This window comes from Bifidobacterium sp. ESL0820, from assembly GCF_052606235.1.
This window is the reverse complement of sequence record NZ_CP199594.1, coordinates 1,612,960-1,630,513: the sequence shown is the minus strand read 5'-3', so window position 1 is coordinate 1,630,513 and position 17,554 is coordinate 1,612,960. Positions and strand designations below refer to the sequence as shown.

The following is a 17,554-nucleotide window of genomic DNA, read 5'->3' as shown; positions in this document are numbered from 1 at the left end:
CACCTTTGGCTCATCGGGATATCGCAATCCCGCCTGCAGTGTCATGCCGACTGCGGCTTGGCTTCGATGACTGCCCTAAGTCGACACGACAAGTATTCATAGATGGGTCATGACCCATGATTGATCATCACATCAGCACCTATGCCAAAATCCATTCTGGCATCTGCGATTAGCCGCTGTCTCTGAAAAGAATAACGATTCAATAACAATAGATTCTCAGCATTGGCAGGAACGAATAACGGGCATCTCATTACCGTACGGATTGACGAACCATGCAGCCCAGGCACAACGCTGAACCCTGATGCCTCAAATAAGAAAAAAAAAAATCGCCGCAGACCAGATTCGCATCGAATGCTGGTCTGCGGCGATGCCAAGGAAATGGCAGCTGATGCTCAGAACCTAGAGGTCACTGCACCTGGGAACGGGCGATCTTGCCGGTGAAGGACTGGGCCTCGTCGGCATCCTTGACGTCCTTGTTCCAGGAGAACATGGCGCGCAGCTTGGGGCCGACCTCCTCGATCTTCTCGTGGGAGTACTTCTCCTGCAGCTCCTTGAACTTGGGGGCGCCGGCATCCTGGTCGTCGATGAACTCCTTGGCGAAGGAGCCGTCCTGAATGCGCTGCAGCTGGTGACGCATCCTGTCCTTGGTGGACTCGTCAACCACAGTGGAGGTGAAATCACCGTACTGAGCGGTGTCGGAGCAGGACCAGCGAGCCTTGTTCAGGCCACCCTCGTTCATCAGGTCGACCAGCATCTTGAGCTCGTGGCAGACCTCGAAGTAGGCGATCTCCGGCTGGTAGCCGGCCTCGGTCAGCACCTCGAAGCCAGCCTCGACCAGGTGGTTGACGCCGCCCATGAGCACATCCTGCTCACCGAAGAGGTCGGTCTCGGTCTCTTCCTTGAAGGTGGTCTTGATGGCGCCGGCGCGCAGGGCGCCCAGAGCCTTGGCATAGGCCAGGGTGATGTCCCAGGCGTCGCCGCGCGGATCCTGCTCCACGGCCACGACCACGGGCACGCCACGGCCAGCGACATACTCACGACGGACGATATGGCCCGGGCCCTTGGGGGCCACCATGAAGACCGGGTGGTCGGCGCTGGGCTTGATGTAGCCGTAATGGATGTTGAACCCGTGGGCGAAGGCGACAGCCGCACCCTCCTTGATGTTGGGCTCGATGTCGTCCCGCCAGATGTTGCGCTGGTACTGGTCGGGAGCCAGGATCATGACGATGTCGGCCTCTTTGGTGGCCTCGGGCACGGTCTTGACCTCCAGGCCCTGCTCCTTGGCGAAGGGCACCGACTTGGAGTTGGCACGCAGGCCGACCACAACGTCCACACCGGAATCACGCAGGTTCAGCGCATGAGCATGTCCCTGGGAACCGTAGCCGATGATGGCCACCTTCTTGCCATCCAGAACCGAAAGGTCCCCATCCTTCTCATACCAGATCTGTGCTGCCATTATCTACACTCCTTTATGTGCGGTCCAACCGGACCGGCTCTTCCAGGCCGGGGGAACGCAAAATACTGTGAATTCCTGTCGTTGTTCCAGGCGGACGATGCTCTTTCGACCGGGGCGACGGATTTTGTCCTTGACCCCGATCCGTACCCTATGGATACGGTATGCCTCCAACCATACTCGTGATATGGCCAGATGGACTGTCCGCAATTCGTTGTTCGGACACCGGCGCGATTCGAGGAACCGGCCGGCGGGATGCATCCCAAGGCTTACTTGGTGAAGTCCACATCCTTGGTTTCGTGGCAGGTCAGCACTGCCACCAGGCAGCAGACCGCCATGACGGCCAGGTAAAGCCCGACCGAGCGCACTCCCCAGTGGGAGGAGAGCCAGGTGGCGATGGTAGGCACGAAGGCCGCGCCCACGATGGCCGCCAAGTTGTAGCCGATGCCGGAGCCCGAGTAACGCACGTTGGCGTCGAAGAGCTCCGGCAGGAAGGCGCCGATAGGCCCGAAGGCGATGCCCATCAGGGCGAACCCGACGCAGAGGAAGACCATGACCTGGAAGGTGTTGTGATGAGCCATGAGCAGGTAGGGGAAGACCAGGCTGAAGACCACCAGCATGACGGAGCTGCCGATCAGCACCCGGCGACGGCCGATGCGGTCCGCATAGACGCAGGCCAGCACGATGAAGAGGGCGAAGACCAGGATGGAGACCATGAGCATGAGCAGGTACTCCTGGTTGGTGAAGCCCAGTCCGCCGCCGCCCTGGGACTTGGGCTTGGTGCCATAGGCCAGCGACCAGGTGGCCAGGGTATAGAAGAGCGTGTAGGTGACTGCGACCAGGAAGGTGGCCTGGAGCACCTGGCGCCAGCTCTTGCGGAAGACCTCCAGCAGCGGGGTCTTGACAACCTTTTGCTGATCCAGGGCCATCTGGAAGATAGGGGTCTCCTGCATGGAGACGCGCACAGCCAGACCCACGACCACCAGGATGGCGGAGAGCAGGAAGGGCACGCGCCAGCCCCAGCTCAGCATCTGCTCGGGGGTGCAGAACATCTCCAGCAGGAAGTAGGTTCCGTTGGCCAGGAAGAAGCCGATGGGGGCGCCCAGCTCAGGGAAGGAGCCGTAAAGTGCCCTCTTGCCTTCCGGGGCGTTCTCGGTGGCCACCAGGGCCGCGCCGGACCACTCGCCGCCCAGGCCAATGCCTTGCACGAACCGGCACAGGCAGAGGACCACCACGGCCCAGAGTCCCCAGGTAGCGTAGGTGGGCAGGACGCCGATCAGGACCGTGGAGCAGCCCATGGTCAGCAGGGAGACCACCAGGGTGGTCTTGCGCCCCTGACGATCCCCGAAGTGTCCGAAGATCAAGGACCCCAAGGGCCGCGCGATGAAAGCGATGGCGAAGGTCAGCAGGGAGGCCAGCAGAGCCACGGTCGGATCGGTCTTGGGGAAGAAAAGCTTGGGGAAATAGTTGGCCGAAGCCGTCCCGTAAGCGTAGAAATCGTAGAACTCGATGGCCGTGCCGACCATGGAGGCCCCGATGACTGTGCGAACCGAGCTGCGGGTCACACGGGTGCTGCCGGGCGCGGACGCTGCCGGGGCCGGGGAAGCAACACTGACGTCGTTTGCCGTCACTTCATCTCATCTCCTTATAGAAAAACCCCGCTGTCGGCAGGGTCTGATGCGATGAAGCCTATGCGTCCAGCCCCGCCTTCCGACGGGGTCGAACAATGAAGATTGTCGAGTCAGTCCGCCGGTGAGGACGGGCTAATAATTCGTGCGGACACGGTGCCGAATCGGCGGGTGTCTGTCAAGCTGGTCATCACGGCGAACCTCCCTTCATCATTCACGAACAGGATGCGTTCTCTGCGCATCCGCATTGCTGCCGACCATAGGCCTGACACCGGCTTGCTCAACGAGACAGGTCCACTATGTGGACGGATGGTTATTGGGGTCAGTAAAGAACCGACCAGGAAATTCGTCTGAGACCACGGCCTGACGGTCGGCATACATCAGGGCGCAGGAGAAGGAAAATCCGGCTGCCAGCACATCCGGCGGCACTAGGAAGAGGGCGGTGGCCAGTCCGTCAGCCAGACCCGTGGGGTGTTCATTGTCCTTTTCTCCGGCCACCACCCAGGAGGCCAGCACACGGTCGACCGGACGGCCGTCGATGGCGTCCAGGATGTGGTGAAGTGCTGTCAATCCCGCCGCTGCGGCATCCTCGGACCGGTCGGTCCAATGGCGACGGCTGGGTGCCGAGGCGCACAAGGAGCCGCGGGAGAGCTCGACCCGACCCACGCCTGCAGACAGATCGCCGGGATCCTCCATGGCGATGGAGACCAGGTGAGAGGTCCGCACACGCATGTCGCCGCCGGCATCGATCAAGTACTCTTCGACACGAGGTTCGAGCAGATCGGCAATGAGGTCTACCAGATAGCCCTTGCCAACCGCCCCGAAATCAAGGCTGACCGGGCCGGTAGTCATAAGGACAGCACCCTGACGCCTGAGGTCATCACCCCAGGTCGGTCGCCCGTGGATCCGTCCCAGATGACCGGCGGCATCGGCCTGCAGCCGGAAGGTGGGCTGTCTTCCGTAGCCCAGACGGGTCAGGTCCTCGCCCACCATGGGGTCCAGGGCCCCGTCAGTGGCGGTATACAGCCTGTCATATAGGTCAAAGAGCCCCTGGCAGTAGTCAGGAAAGACAAACCTGCCCCCATGAGTAGCCTGGGCCATTCGCGCAGGTATGGCATCCTGCCTGAACCGTGACAGGGCACGCTCGTAACCCTCAATCAGATCGACGATGGCGCCGTGCAGCCGTTCTCCCAGAGGCCTGTTCGTGGAGATGATGATTCCCGTACCCACCGCCCCCGGGAAGGCGGTCAGGCAGGGCAGACCCATGGAAATTCCTCAGTCGATCAGGGAGTGGATCTGCACGATCTGGTCGCGGCCCGGGCCCGAGCCCACGGCCGAGATGCGGCAGCCGGACAGATCCTCCAGGCGGTGGATGTAGTCCTTGGCCTTGGTCGGGAACTCCTCGAAGCTCTTGGCGCCGGAGATGTCCTCGCGCCAGCCCGGCAGCTCCTCGTATACCGGCTGGGCGGATTGGAACTCGGCCTGGTCCACAGGCATCTGATCCACCCTGACCCTGGAGCCGTCGGAGCGGGTGATGTCGTAGCCCACGCAGACCGGGATGGTCTCCAGACCGGAGAGGACATCCAGCTTGGTCAGCACGATGTCGGTCAGGCCGTTGATCTGCACTGCATAGCGGCTGACCAGCGCATCGAACCAGCCGCAGCGACGGGAGCGGCCGGTGGTCACCCCGTACTCGTGGCCCTGACGGCGTAGCCATTCGCCCTGCTCGTTGTCAAGCTCCGTGGGGAAGGGCCCCTCCCCCACACGGGTCACATAGGCCTTGGCCACGCCGACCACCCGGTCGATCTTGGTCGGGCCCACGCCAGTGCCGGTGCAGGCGCCCCCGGCTGTGCAGTTGGATGAAGTGACGAAGGGATAGGTGCCATGGTCCACGTCCAGCATGGTGGCCTGCCCCCCCTCGAAGAGGACGTTCTTGCCCTGCTCCAGAGCCTGGTTGAGCATCAATGAGGTATTGGCCACGTAGGGCTTGAGCCGCTCGGCGTATCCCGACAGCTCTTCAACGGTGGCCTCCACCTCGATGGCCCGACGATTGTAGAGCTTGACCAGCATCTGGTTCTTCTGGTGCAGGCTGGCCTCCACCTTGTCGCGCAGATGGTCGACATTGAACAGGTCATGCACGCGAATGCCCACACGGTTGATCTTGTCGGCATAAGCCGGGCCGATCCCGCGGCCTGTCGTGCCGATCTTATGCTTGCCCAGGAAGCGCTCGGTCACCTTGTCCAAGGTCCGATGGTAGGGGGCGATGATGTGCGCGGACTCGCTGATCCTCAACCGGCTGCAATCAACGCCGCGGGACTGGAGCCCATCGATCTCCTCGAAGAGGGCGGCCGGGTCGACCACGACGCCGTTGCCGATGACCGGGGTGATGGCCGGGTGAATGATTCCCGAGGGCAGAAGATGGAGGGCGTACTCCTGATCGCCCACGACCACGGTATGGCCGGCGTTGTTGCCCCCGTTGAACCTGGCGACGTAGTCCATGTGCTCGCCGATCAAATCCGTTGCCTTGCCCTTGCCCTCGTCGCCCCACTGGGCCCCGACGATCACGATTCCAGGCATACGATGCTCCTTATCCGCTGGTCGCCATCCAAAGAAAACAAAGGCAGACCATCCATAGACGAGCCTAACCCTACGTATGGAGCTGGAGGTCTTCCAGACCTTTCAAATCAGCATGGGCCGATCCAAAATTGGAAAAGACTGGTCAGGTCCTGGAGCCAATCATAGTGTCCCGGCCCCGGCAGAGCAGGAAGGCTGCACTGACGAGCAGCCCTAGGATGACCGGAATCAGGGATGCTTCGATGCCGAATGTTCCACCGGTCAGCAGGGTCGGTCCCTGAACCTTCATGACCATGAAGCCGTATATATTCTGGCCAGAGACCGGAATTCCCAACAGGGCCTCAGTAAGGTTCCACCCTATATGAAAGCCTATGCAGATCCAGAGATTATGCCTGGATACCATGATGGAACCCAGCATAAGACCGGCTTCGATGGCTATGGCTAGACACGAGAAGAGGGTAGCCCCAGGGTTGAGAGCATGCATGAACCCGAAAAGAAGCGAAGTCAAAATCAGAGCAGGTACCCATCCCAGCCAGCGATCCAAAGCATGGAGAGCCACGCCCCGCATTATGAGTTCTTCAAAAACCGACGCGCAAGCCAGAACTCCTAAGGTCAGGATCTGGGAGACGCCGAATGGGCGGAAACCATCCACCCTGTAAAACCCAAAGATTATGAGGATGAAAGCCGAAAGAGCCATCAATCCGAGGCCGATGCCCAGTCCGCCCAACAAGGAGACGAAGAAACCATGGGCCGTCAACTCGGTAGGCTGACGTCCGGCCCACCTCACCATGACAACTTTGGCATAGAACCAGATGCCGAAGCCCATGAGGAGGATGGCGACCAGCAGCACCAGCCATTGGGCCCATAAGGGACGGCCGGTCATCGGGGTCGTTGAGGAATCGAGCATCAGCAATACGCCGAACCCGAGCAATCCCCAAGCAGCAGTCTTGTGTATTCCCTGTCTGGGCAGGCGTGAATTGGATTGCGTATGCCGTTTCATCTCATGGCCCGCCCTGCGCTGCCCAGCTGCTGGCAGGCTTCGACTACACGAGCCGCCATCCCGTCCTCGGCCTGGCGCCCCCAGGAACGGGGATCGTACTCGCTCTTGTCGCCGACCTCCCCATCAACTTTCAGAACCTTGTCGTAATTGGCGAACATGTGCCCGGCCACGGCCCTGGTGAAGGCGTACTGGGTGTCGGTATCCACGTTCATCTTGACCACCCCGTGGGCGACGGCCGAGGCGATCTCCTCCGGCTGCGAGCCAGAGCCCCCGTGGAAGACCAAGAGGAAGGGCTTGTCGGCAGGGGCGCTCGGAGCGGGGATGCCGCCAACCTCCCCATCGGATATTGCCTTGGCGGTCCTGGCCTGGATCTGCCCCAGCAGATCGGGCCTGAGCTTGACCACACCGGGCTTGTAGGACCCATGCACGTTGCCGAAGGTAAAGGCCACCATGTAGCGGCCGCGCTCGCCCAGACCCAGGGCATCAACCACCTTGGGACCGTCCTCGGGCGAGGAATAGAGCCGCCGGTCGATAGCAGCCGAGTGACCATCCTCCTCGCCGCCGACAGTGCCCACTTCAATCTCCAGTACGGTGTGGGCGGCGCGGGACAGCTCCAGCAGCTCCGCGGCCGTGGCCAAATTATCCCTCAGGGGCAGGCTGGAACCGTCCCACATGTGCGACTGGAAGAGCGGATCCTGACCGTGAGCCACCTGATCCTTCTCGTAGGCCAGCAGGGGCCGTACCCACTCGTCAAGATATTGCGGGGCGCAGTGGTCCGTATGCAGGGCCACGGTGATGCTCGGATAGCGGGCGACCACCTCATGGGCGAACTTGGCAAAGGCGATGGAGCCAGCCACCCGGTCGGCCAGACGCTGTCCGGACAGGTAGGCGGCACCTCCGACGGAGACCTGGATGATCCCGTCAGACTGTGCTTCGTCCAGCCCCTGCAGGGCCGCGTTCAGAGTCTGCGTGCTGGTCACATTGATGGCGGGATAGGCGTAGGACCCCCGTCTGGCCGCATCGAGCATTGCCGCATACCGTTCAGGAGTCGCTAAAGTCATACCCTCATTATCGTCGGTTGCGCGGAAAAGCGGCCGGCCACTCGCAGCTGCAGACATCACCGATGGATTTGCAGGTCTCTGCCCTGATGGCGAACACCCCGCGACGCACTTTGACAAGCCTCCGAGCCGCAGGTAGTTTAGCTCCGTACAGTTTGATGAAACGTTACATCAAACAGGTTGTTTGTTTCACGGCAGTAACGAATCAGCCTAGAGAAGGCACGACATAGGTAAGCAGAGGGTTGGGGCTGCCCATCCTTCTGGGAAGGAGACCAACGTGTCAGCAAGCAAAGAAACCGTCCGCAAGATCATCCTGGATCTGGACACTGGCATCGATGACACACTGGCCCTGTCCTACGTCCTGGGTTCCCCAGACGCCGAACTGATCGGGATCACCGGCACCTACGGCAACGTAGTGCTCAACCAAGGCGTCGACAACGATCTGCGGCTGCTGGCCATGTATGGCAGGGAGGACATCCCGGTCTTCAAGGGAATCGATCACCCCAGCACGGCCGAATCCTTCAGCGTTCCGCCGGACTCCGAAATCTTCCACGGGGCCAACGGCACCGGCAACATTGAAATCCCCGCACGCACCGACCGGCAGGCCAGCCAGCAGAGCTCAGTGGACTTCATCATCGACGCGGTCCGCCGCTACCCCAAGGGCGAGCTGGTCGTGGTGCCCACCGGCGCTCTGACCACCATCGCCGCCGCCCTGGAAAAGGCCCCCGACATCGTCGACCGCATCAGCATTGTCATGATGGGCGGCACGCTGACCCAGCCGGGCAACGTAGGCCCCTTCGCGGAAGCCAACATCAACCAGGATCCCGAGGCCGCCAACCGGGTCTTCGCCACCACCGCAGACATCACCATGGTCGGCCTGGACGTGACCACCCAGGCGCTGATGAGCCGCGAGGACACCGAGGCCCTGCGCGCCACAGGCACCAGCGCCGGCCGCTTCCTGGCAGACATGACCGACTACTACATCGACATCAGCGAAAAGGAGAGCGGGGTCTACCTGGGCGGCTGCAACCTGCACGACCCCCTGGCCGCCGCCGTGGCCATCGACCCCAGCCTGGTCACCACCTTCGCCACCAACCTGATGGTCGAGACCGAGGGGCCACAGCGGGCCCGCACCATCGGCGACCCCAGCAGGCTTCTGGACACGGTCAAGAACACCAAGGTGGCCCTGTCGGTCGACGCCGAGCGGTTCACCCGGCGCTTCATGGACAGGCTTCTGACCCTGGTGCGCAAGACCGAGAGCGAACGATAGAAGGACGGCAGTCATGAGCGAATCCATCACCACCGAGGCTACCGAAGCGACCGTGGACGAAAACCGCCGCAGCACCAAGCGGGCCCTGCCGGCCCTGCTGACCATCTTCCTGCTGGGCACCCTGATGATCCAGGCCTTCAACCTGGTCTTCCAGAACGTGGGCGACTCCCTGGGGATGTCCGCCAACGCCTCGCTGATCAGCACCCTGCCCGGCATCGTCCTGGGCGTGGTCTGCATGCTCTACGGAACCCTCTGCGACTACATCTCACCCCGGAAGATGACCCTGTTCGGCGTGGGCGCCCTGATCATCGGCAGCCTCCTGGGCTTCTTTGGCGCATCGAACTTCTGGGCCGTAGTCCTGGCCCGCATGATCCAGACTGCGGGTGGCCAGGTGGCCGGCTCGGTCTTCCTGGTCATGGCCATGAAATACCTGAGCGACAAGGAGCGCGCCTTCTATCTGGGCATCTTCAACGCTGTCTACTACGCATCCTCTGCCGTGGGCATCTTCGCCGGCGGACTGATCACCTCCATCGATTGGCGCTACCTCTTCCTGGTGCCGCTGGTCTCCGTTTTTTTGATCCCTCCGGTGCTCAAGTACACGCCTGACACCGGCATCAAGGGCGAGCGTATCGATGTCTTCGGCATCGCCCTGTTCGCGCTGATCGCCGGATTCGTAGCCGTCTACTTCTCCTTCCCGGCCACTTGGATGCTGGGAGTGCTGGCCATCCTGATCCTGATCTTCGCTGGTTATGTCTGGAAGGGCGCCAACCCCTTCCTGAGCCGCGGGTTCGTGACCAACGGCGCCTACATGGCTGTCCTGCTGGCCCTCTTCGTCTTCTACTTCTTCAACTTCGCCTGCGTGCCCATCTACAACGTGATCGGCGACCGCATCTACGGAATCTCCCTGAGCCAGGTCTCCCTCTGCCTGACCATCGTCTACATCGTGGCCACCCTGGTGGGCTGCCTGTCCGGAGTCATCATGAACGCCATGGGACGCCTGCCCATGCTGATTCTGTCTGCCCTGCTCATGATCGTCGGAGCTGCAGGTTCGGCCCTGATGCTCACCTCGGGCTTCTGGGTCCTGACCGCGCTGGCCTCGGTCTTCATCGCCGGCATCACCATGTCCTACACGCCCCTCTACGACTCCTTCTCGGCCACCCTGCCCGTGGATCAGAACGGACGCGGCATCGGCATCGGGGATCTGATGATGAACACCTCGGCCTCCATCGGCATGGCCGTCTACAGCGGACTCATGGCCAATCCCCAATTCGGGTCGCATGCACTGGCGGGCGTCAAGACCGGCATCCAGGCCCAGGTGGCCAACATGTTCTGGGTCATGGCGCTGGCCGCCCTGCTGGCCCTGATCATCGTGGCCGTCTTCCACAAGGCCATGTCAGCCAAGGCTCCCCAGGAGTAAGGCTGGTGTGACCCACACATACTTGGTCGGATAGCCGCACGGCCCGGTCCGCTCTTCCCAGCCTTGGGAATGGGTCAGGTCCAGGCCCGGCACCCGGCCGCGCGAACCGGGGAGGAAGCGGAGTTCGGACTGCTTTCGGCATCGTGATAGTCCCCCTCTTCCCTCAGCCGCCGAAGGCAAGAAGATCGCCGCCCCTCCCCCCGGTGGAGGACCCCCGTCATAGCCATAACTGACGGGGGTTCTTCCATATCTTCATATCTTCAGCTCCTGTCTTCAATTCTGTGCCTACGACTCGGGCCGTACACCGAAACACAATTTATATAGACGTCAGAGAAGAGGAATCTGAACCAGAGAATGCGAGTGCCCGGAACTTTCGAGCCCATCTTGGAGATCTGCCGACCACGAGTCTCAAATCCAAAGGAGATGGAAGCTCAAGGAACAGAAGCCCGGCCCGATCAAACACTAGACGTTTCATGGGTTTGCGAATGCCCTGCTGTCCTGCAATAAGCCTCAACGAACTCAATCGAGCCATTGGCCAGGTGGTTTCACGTGAAACGTCGGCACACTGACCCTTCCCCCAAAATGAAGAGAACCCGGCGGTGCTTGAACACCGCCGGGCGAGAGAGAAGAAAGGGAAATCAGTTGTCGGACGGAGGTCAACCGCCCGTTCGGTTTTTGAGCCGATACCTATAGTAAAGAACAGCTACCTTGTAGTGACGATAGTGTTATCTGAAAATTCTCTGTGAATCCGGCCAGGTCAGAAAGCGGGCATAGGGCCGGTTAGACTGGATTCCGGATGGTTTCCCGTCAGAGGAGAGACCCTCGATCAACGAACCTGAAGGAGATACCTAGGCATGTTGCTCAGCGACCATGACATCCTGGATGCCCACCAGGCAGGACACCTGAATCTGGACCCGTGGACGCCTGCCATGGTCCAGCCCTCCAGCGTGGACGTGCGCCTGGACCGCTACTTCCGGGTCTTCAACAACCATCAGTACACCTACGTGGATCCGGCAGAGGACCAGGGCGCACTGACCGAGCAGTTCGAGGTGCCCAAGGACGAACCCTGGATCCTGCATCCAGGCGAGTTCGTTCTGGGATCCACCTGGGAGTACGTCAAGCTGGACTCGACGCTGGCCGCACGGCTGGAGGGCAAGAGCTCCCTGGGCCGTCTGGGCATTCTGACCCACTCCACCGCCGGGTTCGTCGATCCGGGCTTTGAAGGGCACATCACCCTGGAGCTGTCCAACGTGAGCACCCTGCCGGTCAAGCTCTGGCCTGGCATGAAGATCGGCCAGATGTGCTTCTTCCAGCTCTCCTCGCCCGCACAGTACCCCTATGGATCCAAGCACAACGGCTCCCACTACCAGGGCCAGCGCGGTCCGACCCCTTCCCGCTCCTACGTCAACTTCTACAAGGCCGACGTCTCGGGCTGACTGCCAGCAGCCGCTTCCGCCATCACCTTGACTTCGAGCGCACTCGAAGGAGTATAGCTGAACCTGCCGGAATGACCCGGCCAAGATGACGGCAAGGAGATCAACCCATGGCAATCAAACAAACGGCGGGCCACGACCAACTCGGTCGGCTCGCGCCACAATTCGCCCACCTCAACGACGATGTGCTCTTCGGCCAGGTCTGGTCCCGCGAGGACGAACTTTCGGCTCGGGACCGCAGCATGATCACCTGCGCAGGTCTGATGAGCATGGGGCTCTTCCCCCAGTTGAAGAGCCATATGGCCATGGCCAAGGGCAATGGCGTTACCCGCACTGAAATGGTGGCGCTGATCACCCACCTGGCCTTCTATGCGGGATGGCCCAAGGCATGGTCGGCTTTCGACCTGGCCAAGGAGGTCTATGGTGAGGGCGACAGCGACGACGAGAGCCAGGATACCGCTGCAACCCCATCTAAAGCCGGGACTGAGCCGGATTCAGGGCCCTATCCATTGGGAGATTCGGCAGACGGACCCAACTTCACCGGCCATGTCTGGCTGCACTCCCTGACCGGTCCGGACGCGGAATGCCCAGCCAGCAATGTGACCTTCGCACCCGGATGCGTCAACCGTTGGCACACCCACCCGCATGGCCAACTGCTCATCGTCACCGCCGGGCTGGGGTGGGAGCAGGAGGAGGGCCGTCAGCCCCGCAGACTGGAACCCGGCGATGTGGTCTTCTGCCCGGCAGGCGTCAGACACTGGCACGGGGCCTCGGGCCGGTCATCCATGGCCCACATCGCCGTCACCCCGGCATCGAAGGGACAGTCCCCGGTCGAGTGGATGGAGTTCCCAGATCCAGATCAGGTAGCCGCTCTGGGATGACCCGCACGGCCGATCCGCACGGCCTGAACGATGAAGGTAGAGCGTATCTTCACCCTGCAAATGTTGAGACCGACAGACAGCCAACCGGTTCCCGCCTGCCTTTACACTGAAGACATGGCTAACAAGAAAGGCCCGACCAAGGGTTCGGGCGGCAAGCACCGCAACAAACTGCGCGGCCGGGGGCCTACCCCCAAGGCCGAGGATCGCGTCTACCACAAGGCCTACAAGGCCCGGCAGGCGGCCCAGCGCAGGCAGGCGGCCGATCCACGTCTGGCAGCCCGCCGCCGGGCCGACCGGTTCACCTCTGATTCCGACGACCTGGTCATCGGCCGCAACGCAGTCCTGGAAGCTCTGCGTGCAGGAGTCCCGGCCAGTCAGCTCTATCTGGCCGCCCGGATGGAACACGACGACAGGACCAGGGAGATCGTGCGGCTGGCGGGACAGGAGGGACTCAACCTGCTGGAAGCCGACCGTCTGGAAATGAACCGCATCGCCCGGTCCAGCAACCACCAGGGCGTGGTCCTCAAGGTTCAGCCCTACCAATACGCCTCCCTGCAGAGCCTGGTCGACAGGGCCGAGAAGCACGCGGCCGCCCTGGAAGGGGCCGACCAGGCGACCAGGGTTGCCGCCCGCCCGCTGTTCATCGCCCTGGACGGGGTCACCGACCCACAGAATCTGGGGGCAGTGATCCGTTCAGCCGCGGCCTTCGGAGCCTCGGGGGTGGTTCTGCCCGAGCGTCGCAGCGCCTCGGTCACAGCTGCAGCCTGGAAGGTGTCTGCCGGGGCCGCCGCCCATCTGCCCGTGGCCCGTGTGGTCAATCTGACCAAGGCCATCCAAGGGCTCAAGGAGCGCGGCTACTATGCGGTCGGCCTGGACGGCGCAGGCACCACCACAGTAGGCGAGACCGGCTTCGAAACCGATCCGCTGGTGGTGGTCCTGGGCTCCGAGGGCAAGGGGCTGAGCCGCCTGGTCCGAGAGAACTGCGATGCCCTGGCCTCCATCCCCATCTCCAGCTCGGTGGAATCCCTGAACGCTTCGGTGGCGGCCGGCATCAGCCTGTACGCCGTAGCCATGGCACGCCGACGGTCTGCCAGCCAAACCAAATAGCCCCAGGCCGGCACCGGCAATCTGAAGACGGGCAGACCCGAGCGGCAACAGCCTGCGCCCCTCAGCCAGCATGCATCAGACCGGTGCCGCACAAACCCAAGAGTCAACTGGAGGCCCAGACCGCATCGTCCTGATCGTCCTCATCGGCAGCCGCATCCAGGCTGCCGGGGGCGTAGACCGATCTCAGCGAGCTTCGGCCGGCATTCTCGTCTTCAAAGGCTGGTTGCGACGGCACCTCCTCGCCTGCCCGGTCACGATCCTTCTGGGTGCCCGCTCCGGTCTGGCCTCCAACACTGGTTTGGTCAGTCATCCCACTGTTGGCTGCGTCATGGCCCCCCTCCTCATGGCCATTTGCATCCTTGTCAGTCTGATCACGGGCAGTTTGCTTACCATGACCAGCCTGGGCATGGGCGTCCTGCCAACTCATCTCGTCATCGACCACCCCGGCATCGGCCTCTTCGTTGATGGTCTTCATGTCCTCGGAGTCCAGCCGGTACTCGGGCAGGGACTCGCTGATGTAGCTCTGCACGGCCTCGGCCATGGGCACGTCATGGCCGGCCTTCTCGGCCATCAGCCAGCGGTGGGTGAGCACCTCATGGAAGAACTGGGCCGGTTCGATCTGCGAGCGGTATTCCGGCGGGATCATGCGCACGGTGGGCTCGAAGACCTCGCGCATCCAGTCGGTGGCCACAATCTCCAGGTCCTCGCCCTGCCGCCAGGTGGATGCCCGGTAGGCATCCAGATCGTTGAGCAACCGCCGGGCCTGGTTCTCCTGCACATCCAGGCCGGTCAGCCGCAGCAGCTTGCGGGAGGCATAGCCGGCATCGACCACCCTGGGGCGCACCAGCACCCGGTTGCCGTCCTCCTCGGTCTTCATCTCCAGCTCGTCCACGTCGAAGCCCAGATCGTTGAGCCGGTTGACGCGGCGCTCGATCTTCCACATCTCGTCCGGATCGAAGCTGTCCACGTCCGTCAGGGCGCTCCAGAGGGAGTGGTAGCGGTCCACCAGCCGGTTGCCCACGCCGACCTCGTCCACCTCGCCGGCCAGCAGGTTGCCGGAATCCAGATCCATGAGCTCGCCGATGATGTTGGTTCTGGCCAGATCGATGTCGTACTCGCGCTGACCGTCGGTCAGGCTGGCGTGCAGATCGCCGGTCTCGGCATCGACCAGGAAGGCCGAGAAAGCATCGGCGTCACGCAGGAAGAGCACGTTGGACAGGGAGACGTCGCCCCAGTAGAAGCCGGCCAGATGGAGCCTTACCAGAAGAACCGCCAGAGCATCGATCAGCCGCTCGGCCGTGTCCGGACGCAGGTTGCGGGCAAAGAGGGCACGGTAGGGCAGCGAGAACTTCAGGTGCTGGGTGACCAGCATGGCCTCAAGGGGCTCGCCCTCGCGAGTGTGCCGACCGGTGACCACGGCTATGGGGTTGACCGTAGGCAGCTCCAGCTTTTGCAGCTTGCGCAGGAGCTCGTACTCACGCTCCGCCACCCGCTGGGTGATCTCCTTCATGGCATAGACATCGTCGCCCACGTGGACGAAGCGCACCACGTGCCGGGATATGCCTCTGGGCAGGTTGGCCAGCAGATCCCGGGGCCAGGTGGCCAGCGGCCTCTCCCAGGGCAGGGTGAACATCCTGGGGTTGGAGCTGGTGGCTGTGATGTGCAGGGCTGCCGGCTCCCGCTCGGAGGAGGGATCGGCCGTGGTCTTTATCGAGGTGGCTTTCATGGCGCGGGGGTCCAGAGAGGAGGCCGTCGCCCGGTTGATATTCACGCTAGTCATGCTTCATCCATCCCATCGCCGCCCATCCTATACGGGAAGAGCCCCGCACGGATGCACCGCGCGGGGCTCCTGGTCACCCGGTCGAACAAGGAAAGGAGATGATATCAATGATCGATACAGGCCCTGCGGACCGGCGGGAAACCGTGGCCGAACCGCGGGGTCGCAGGAAGACTCAGTTCAGCCGCAGCTCGCTGGCCGGGGAGAACAGGTGCATCTTCTCAGGATCGATGTGGATCTTGACCACGTCGCCCACCTTGGGCAGGTCGCGCGGATTGACGCGGATGGTGGTCAACTTGTTCTGGTCAGACATGACGATGGCCTGCTCAGCCGCGCTGTTGTCGGTCAGAATGTTGCCGTAGATGTAGCCGTCGGAGCCCAGATCCTCCACGTTGGCCACCTTCAGGGAGAAGGCATCCGGCTCGTCGGCACCGGCCAGAGAAGCATTCTCGGGACGGAAGCCCACGACGATCTTGCCCTGGTCCTCGGGGGTCAGCTTGTCGACGGCCTCGCGAGGCAGGCTGATGGTGTCCTCGCCGATCTTGGCCTGCCCGTTGACCACGGGGTGGATGTTGATGTTCATGGAGGGCGAGCCGATGAAGCCGGCCACGAAGACGTTCTCGGGCCGATCGTAGAGCTCGGTAGGCGCACCCACCTGCTGCAGGACGCCCAGCTTGATGACGGCGATCCTGTCGCCCATGGTCAGAGCCTCGGTCTGATCGTGGGTCACATACAGGGTGGTGACGTTGAGCTGACGCTGCAGGGCGGCGATCTGGGTACGGGTCTGGACACGCAGCTTGGCGTCCAGGTTGGACAGAGGCTCATCCATCAGGAAGACCTTGGGCTGACGCACAATGGCGCGCCCCATGGCCACACGCTGACGCTGACCACCGGACAGAGCCTTGGGCTTGCGGTCCAGGTACTCGGTCAAATCCAGCACCTCGGCGGCCTTCTCCACCCGCTGGCGAATCTCGTCCTTGGGGGTGCCGGCGATCTTCAGGGCGAAGCCCATGTTGTCGGCCACGGTCATATGAGGGTAAAGGGCGTAGTTCTGGAAGACCATGGCGATGTCGCGGTCCTTGGGCTGCATGGTCGTCACGTCCTTGTCGCCAATCATGATGCGGCCCTTGTTGACCTCCTCAAGGCCGGCCAGCATGCGCAGGGTGGTGGACTTTCCGCAGCCGGAAGGCCCTACCAGAACAAGGAATTCACCGTCTCTAATGTCCAGACTGAGGTCACTGACCGAGGGCTCATCGTTGCCCGGGTAGATACGAGTGACGTGGTCGAATACCACTTCTGCCATTATTCATCCTTTCATCGGCAGGTACGTGCCGAACGATCCGTAGTGAAGGGGTTGATGTTCACTGTGGTTTCCGTCCCGGGGTCAACACCGACATCGGTATGGCCATGCGACGGTTTTCTATTTTGTGGTTAAGAGAAACTCTCCCTTGAGCCAGTGCCCACTATACACCAGGGTCTGAATCCGACGTGTGAACCCTTGCCGACTCAATCCTTGGACTTGTCGGAATCTTCAGAGCCGCGCTCGAAGACCGTCCTGGCCACGTTGATCGCGTTGATGACCCTCGGGAATCCCACGTAGGGGGCGCATTGGAGTATGGCTTCGACCACAGCCTCCTTGCTCAGCCCAACATTCAGGGCCCCCTGTATGTGAACGGCCAGTTGCGGAGCCGTGTCACCCTGCGTCACCAGGCTGCCTATGGTGACCAGCTCACGCTGCTGAAGATCGAGTCCCTTCCGGGTGTATATGTCGCCAAAGGCGAATTCGACAATCCAGCGGCCCAGGTCCGGCGCTATATCCTGGAGAGAGTCAATGACGGCCTGACCACCCTTGCCGTCAATAGCGGCCAAGGCCTCAGATCCCTTTTCAAAGCGCGAAGCTTCCATGAAGCCCCTTCTTTCTTGATATTTGGATGTTTCCCCAACGATAATATTGTA

The 17,554-nt window shown here is 62.1% G+C and carries 14 protein-coding genes; 5 read left to right on the top strand and 9 right to left on the bottom strand.

The window, feature by feature from the left end; translation table 11 throughout:
* Nucleotides 1-406: 406 nt before the first annotated feature.
* From ilvC to fbaA, 6 genes are all read right to left on the bottom strand, one after another.
* The gene (gene ilvC / locus ACUIAH_RS06390) at nucleotides 407-1,456 is read right to left on the bottom strand and encodes a ketol-acid reductoisomerase (protein WP_015022635.1); all 1,050 of its coding nucleotides are present in this window, start codon (nucleotides 1,454-1,456) and stop codon (nucleotides 407-409) included.
* A 266-nt stretch (nucleotides 1,457-1,722) separates the two neighbouring features.
* On the bottom strand, nucleotides 1,723-2,979 hold the full coding sequence (locus ACUIAH_RS06385) for an MFS transporter (RefSeq protein WP_195760154.1): 1,257 nt from the start codon (nucleotides 2,977-2,979) through the stop codon (nucleotides 1,723-1,725).
* A 399-nt stretch (nucleotides 2,980-3,378) separates the two neighbouring features.
* Entirely contained in the window at nucleotides 3,379-4,347 is a 969-nt protein-coding gene (locus ACUIAH_RS06380; RefSeq protein ID WP_445340720.1) for an FAD:protein FMN transferase, read from the bottom strand.
* 9 nt (nucleotides 4,348-4,356) lie between these two features.
* Entirely contained in the window at nucleotides 4,357-5,658 is a 1,302-nt protein-coding gene (locus ACUIAH_RS06375; protein ID WP_445340719.1) for an adenylosuccinate synthase, read from the bottom strand.
* 142 nt (nucleotides 5,659-5,800) lie between these two features.
* A complete protein-coding gene (locus tag ACUIAH_RS06370) occupies nucleotides 5,801-6,655 on the bottom strand; it encodes a lysostaphin resistance A-like protein (RefSeq protein ID WP_445340718.1) in 855 nt (284 codons plus the stop codon).
* Nucleotides 6,652-7,716: a class II fructose-bisphosphate aldolase gene (gene fbaA / locus ACUIAH_RS06365; RefSeq protein ID WP_445340717.1), complete on the bottom strand. Its 1,065-nt coding sequence runs from the start codon at nucleotides 7,714-7,716 to the stop codon at nucleotides 6,652-6,654. Before fbaA ends, ACUIAH_RS06370 begins: the two co-directional genes overlap by 4 nt.
* Nucleotides 7,717-7,990: 274 nt before the next feature.
* Here fbaA and ACUIAH_RS06360 point away from each other — a divergent pair, with 274 nt between their 5' ends.
* The 5 genes from ACUIAH_RS06360 (at nucleotide 7,991) to rlmB (ending at nucleotide 13,821) form a co-directional block, all read left to right on the top strand.
* Nucleotides 7,991-8,983 (top strand): nucleoside hydrolase, encoded by a 993-nt coding sequence (locus tag ACUIAH_RS06360; protein ID WP_445340716.1) that lies wholly within the window; start codon nucleotides 7,991-7,993, stop codon nucleotides 8,981-8,983.
* Between the two features lie 13 nt (nucleotides 8,984-8,996).
* Nucleotides 8,997-10,400 (top strand): MFS transporter, encoded by a 1,404-nt coding sequence (locus ACUIAH_RS06355; protein ID WP_445340715.1) that lies wholly within the window; start codon nucleotides 8,997-8,999, stop codon nucleotides 10,398-10,400.
* 854 nt (nucleotides 10,401-11,254) lie between these two features.
* The gene (gene dcd, locus ACUIAH_RS06350; RefSeq protein WP_045925038.1) at nucleotides 11,255-11,836 is read left to right on the top strand and encodes a dCTP deaminase; all 582 of its coding nucleotides are present in this window, start codon (nucleotides 11,255-11,257) and stop codon (nucleotides 11,834-11,836) included.
* 107 nt (nucleotides 11,837-11,943) lie between these two features.
* Nucleotides 11,944-12,714, top strand: coding sequence for a carboxymuconolactone decarboxylase family protein (locus ACUIAH_RS06345; RefSeq protein ID WP_445340714.1), 771 nt, complete (start codon nucleotides 11,944-11,946; stop codon nucleotides 12,712-12,714).
* Between the two features lie 114 nt (nucleotides 12,715-12,828).
* Nucleotides 12,829-13,821: a 23S rRNA (guanosine(2251)-2'-O)-methyltransferase RlmB gene (rlmB, locus tag ACUIAH_RS06340; RefSeq protein WP_445340713.1), complete on the top strand. Its 993-nt coding sequence runs from the start codon at nucleotides 12,829-12,831 to the stop codon at nucleotides 13,819-13,821.
* 103 nt (nucleotides 13,822-13,924) lie between these two features.
* On the opposite strand, the gene ACUIAH_RS06335 is transcribed toward rlmB, so the two are convergent.
* The 3 genes from ACUIAH_RS06335 to ACUIAH_RS06325 form a co-directional block, all read right to left on the bottom strand.
* The gene (locus tag ACUIAH_RS06335; protein ID WP_445340712.1) at nucleotides 13,925-15,601 is read right to left on the bottom strand and encodes a DUF4032 domain-containing protein; all 1,677 of its coding nucleotides are present in this window, start codon (nucleotides 15,599-15,601) and stop codon (nucleotides 13,925-13,927) included.
* Between the two features lie 172 nt (nucleotides 15,602-15,773).
* On the bottom strand, nucleotides 15,774-16,901 hold the full coding sequence (locus tag ACUIAH_RS06330; RefSeq protein ID WP_101433077.1) for an ABC transporter ATP-binding protein: 1,128 nt from the start codon (nucleotides 16,899-16,901) through the stop codon (nucleotides 15,774-15,776).
* A gap of 203 nt (nucleotides 16,902-17,104) precedes the next feature.
* Complete coding sequence (locus ACUIAH_RS06325; RefSeq protein ID WP_045925043.1) at nucleotides 17,105-17,503, bottom strand: carboxymuconolactone decarboxylase family protein; 399 nt, start codon at nucleotides 17,501-17,503, stop codon at nucleotides 17,105-17,107.
* Nucleotides 17,504-17,554: the final 51 nt, after the last annotated feature.

Coding starts and splice junctions, on each gene's coding strand:
- fbaA (WP_445340717.1), bottom strand. CDS start 7,716: ATGACTTTAGCGACTCCTGAACGGTATGCGGCAATGCTCGATGCGGCC.
- ACUIAH_RS06385 (WP_195760154.1), bottom strand. CDS start 2,979: ATGGTCGGCACGGCCATCGAGTTCTACGATTTCTACGCTTACGGGACG.
- dcd (WP_045925038.1), top strand. CDS start 11,255: ATGTTGCTCAGCGACCATGACATCCTGGATGCCCACCAGGCAGGACAC.
- ilvC (WP_015022635.1), bottom strand. CDS start 1,456: ATGGCAGCACAGATCTGGTATGAGAAGGATGGGGACCTTTCGGTTCTG.
- ACUIAH_RS06370 (WP_445340718.1), bottom strand. CDS start 6,655: ATGAAACGGCATACGCAATCCAATTCACGCCTGCCCAGACAGGGAATA.
- ACUIAH_RS06355 (WP_445340715.1), top strand. CDS start 8,997: ATGAGCGAATCCATCACCACCGAGGCTACCGAAGCGACCGTGGACGAA.
- ACUIAH_RS06375 (WP_445340719.1), bottom strand. CDS start 5,658: ATGCCTGGAATCGTGATCGTCGGGGCCCAGTGGGGCGACGAGGGCAAG.
- ACUIAH_RS06330 (WP_101433077.1), bottom strand. CDS start 16,901: ATGGCAGAAGTGGTATTCGACCACGTCACTCGTATCTACCCGGGCAAC.
- rlmB (WP_445340713.1), top strand. CDS start 12,829: ATGGCTAACAAGAAAGGCCCGACCAAGGGTTCGGGCGGCAAGCACCGC.
- ACUIAH_RS06380 (WP_445340720.1), bottom strand. CDS start 4,347: ATGGGTCTGCCCTGCCTGACCGCCTTCCCGGGGGCGGTGGGTACGGGA.
- ACUIAH_RS06335 (WP_445340712.1), bottom strand. CDS start 15,601: ATGACTAGCGTGAATATCAACCGGGCGACGGCCTCCTCTCTGGACCCC.
- ACUIAH_RS06325 (WP_045925043.1), bottom strand. CDS start 17,503: ATGGAAGCTTCGCGCTTTGAAAAGGGATCTGAGGCCTTGGCCGCTATT.
- ACUIAH_RS06345 (WP_445340714.1), top strand. CDS start 11,944: ATGGCAATCAAACAAACGGCGGGCCACGACCAACTCGGTCGGCTCGCG.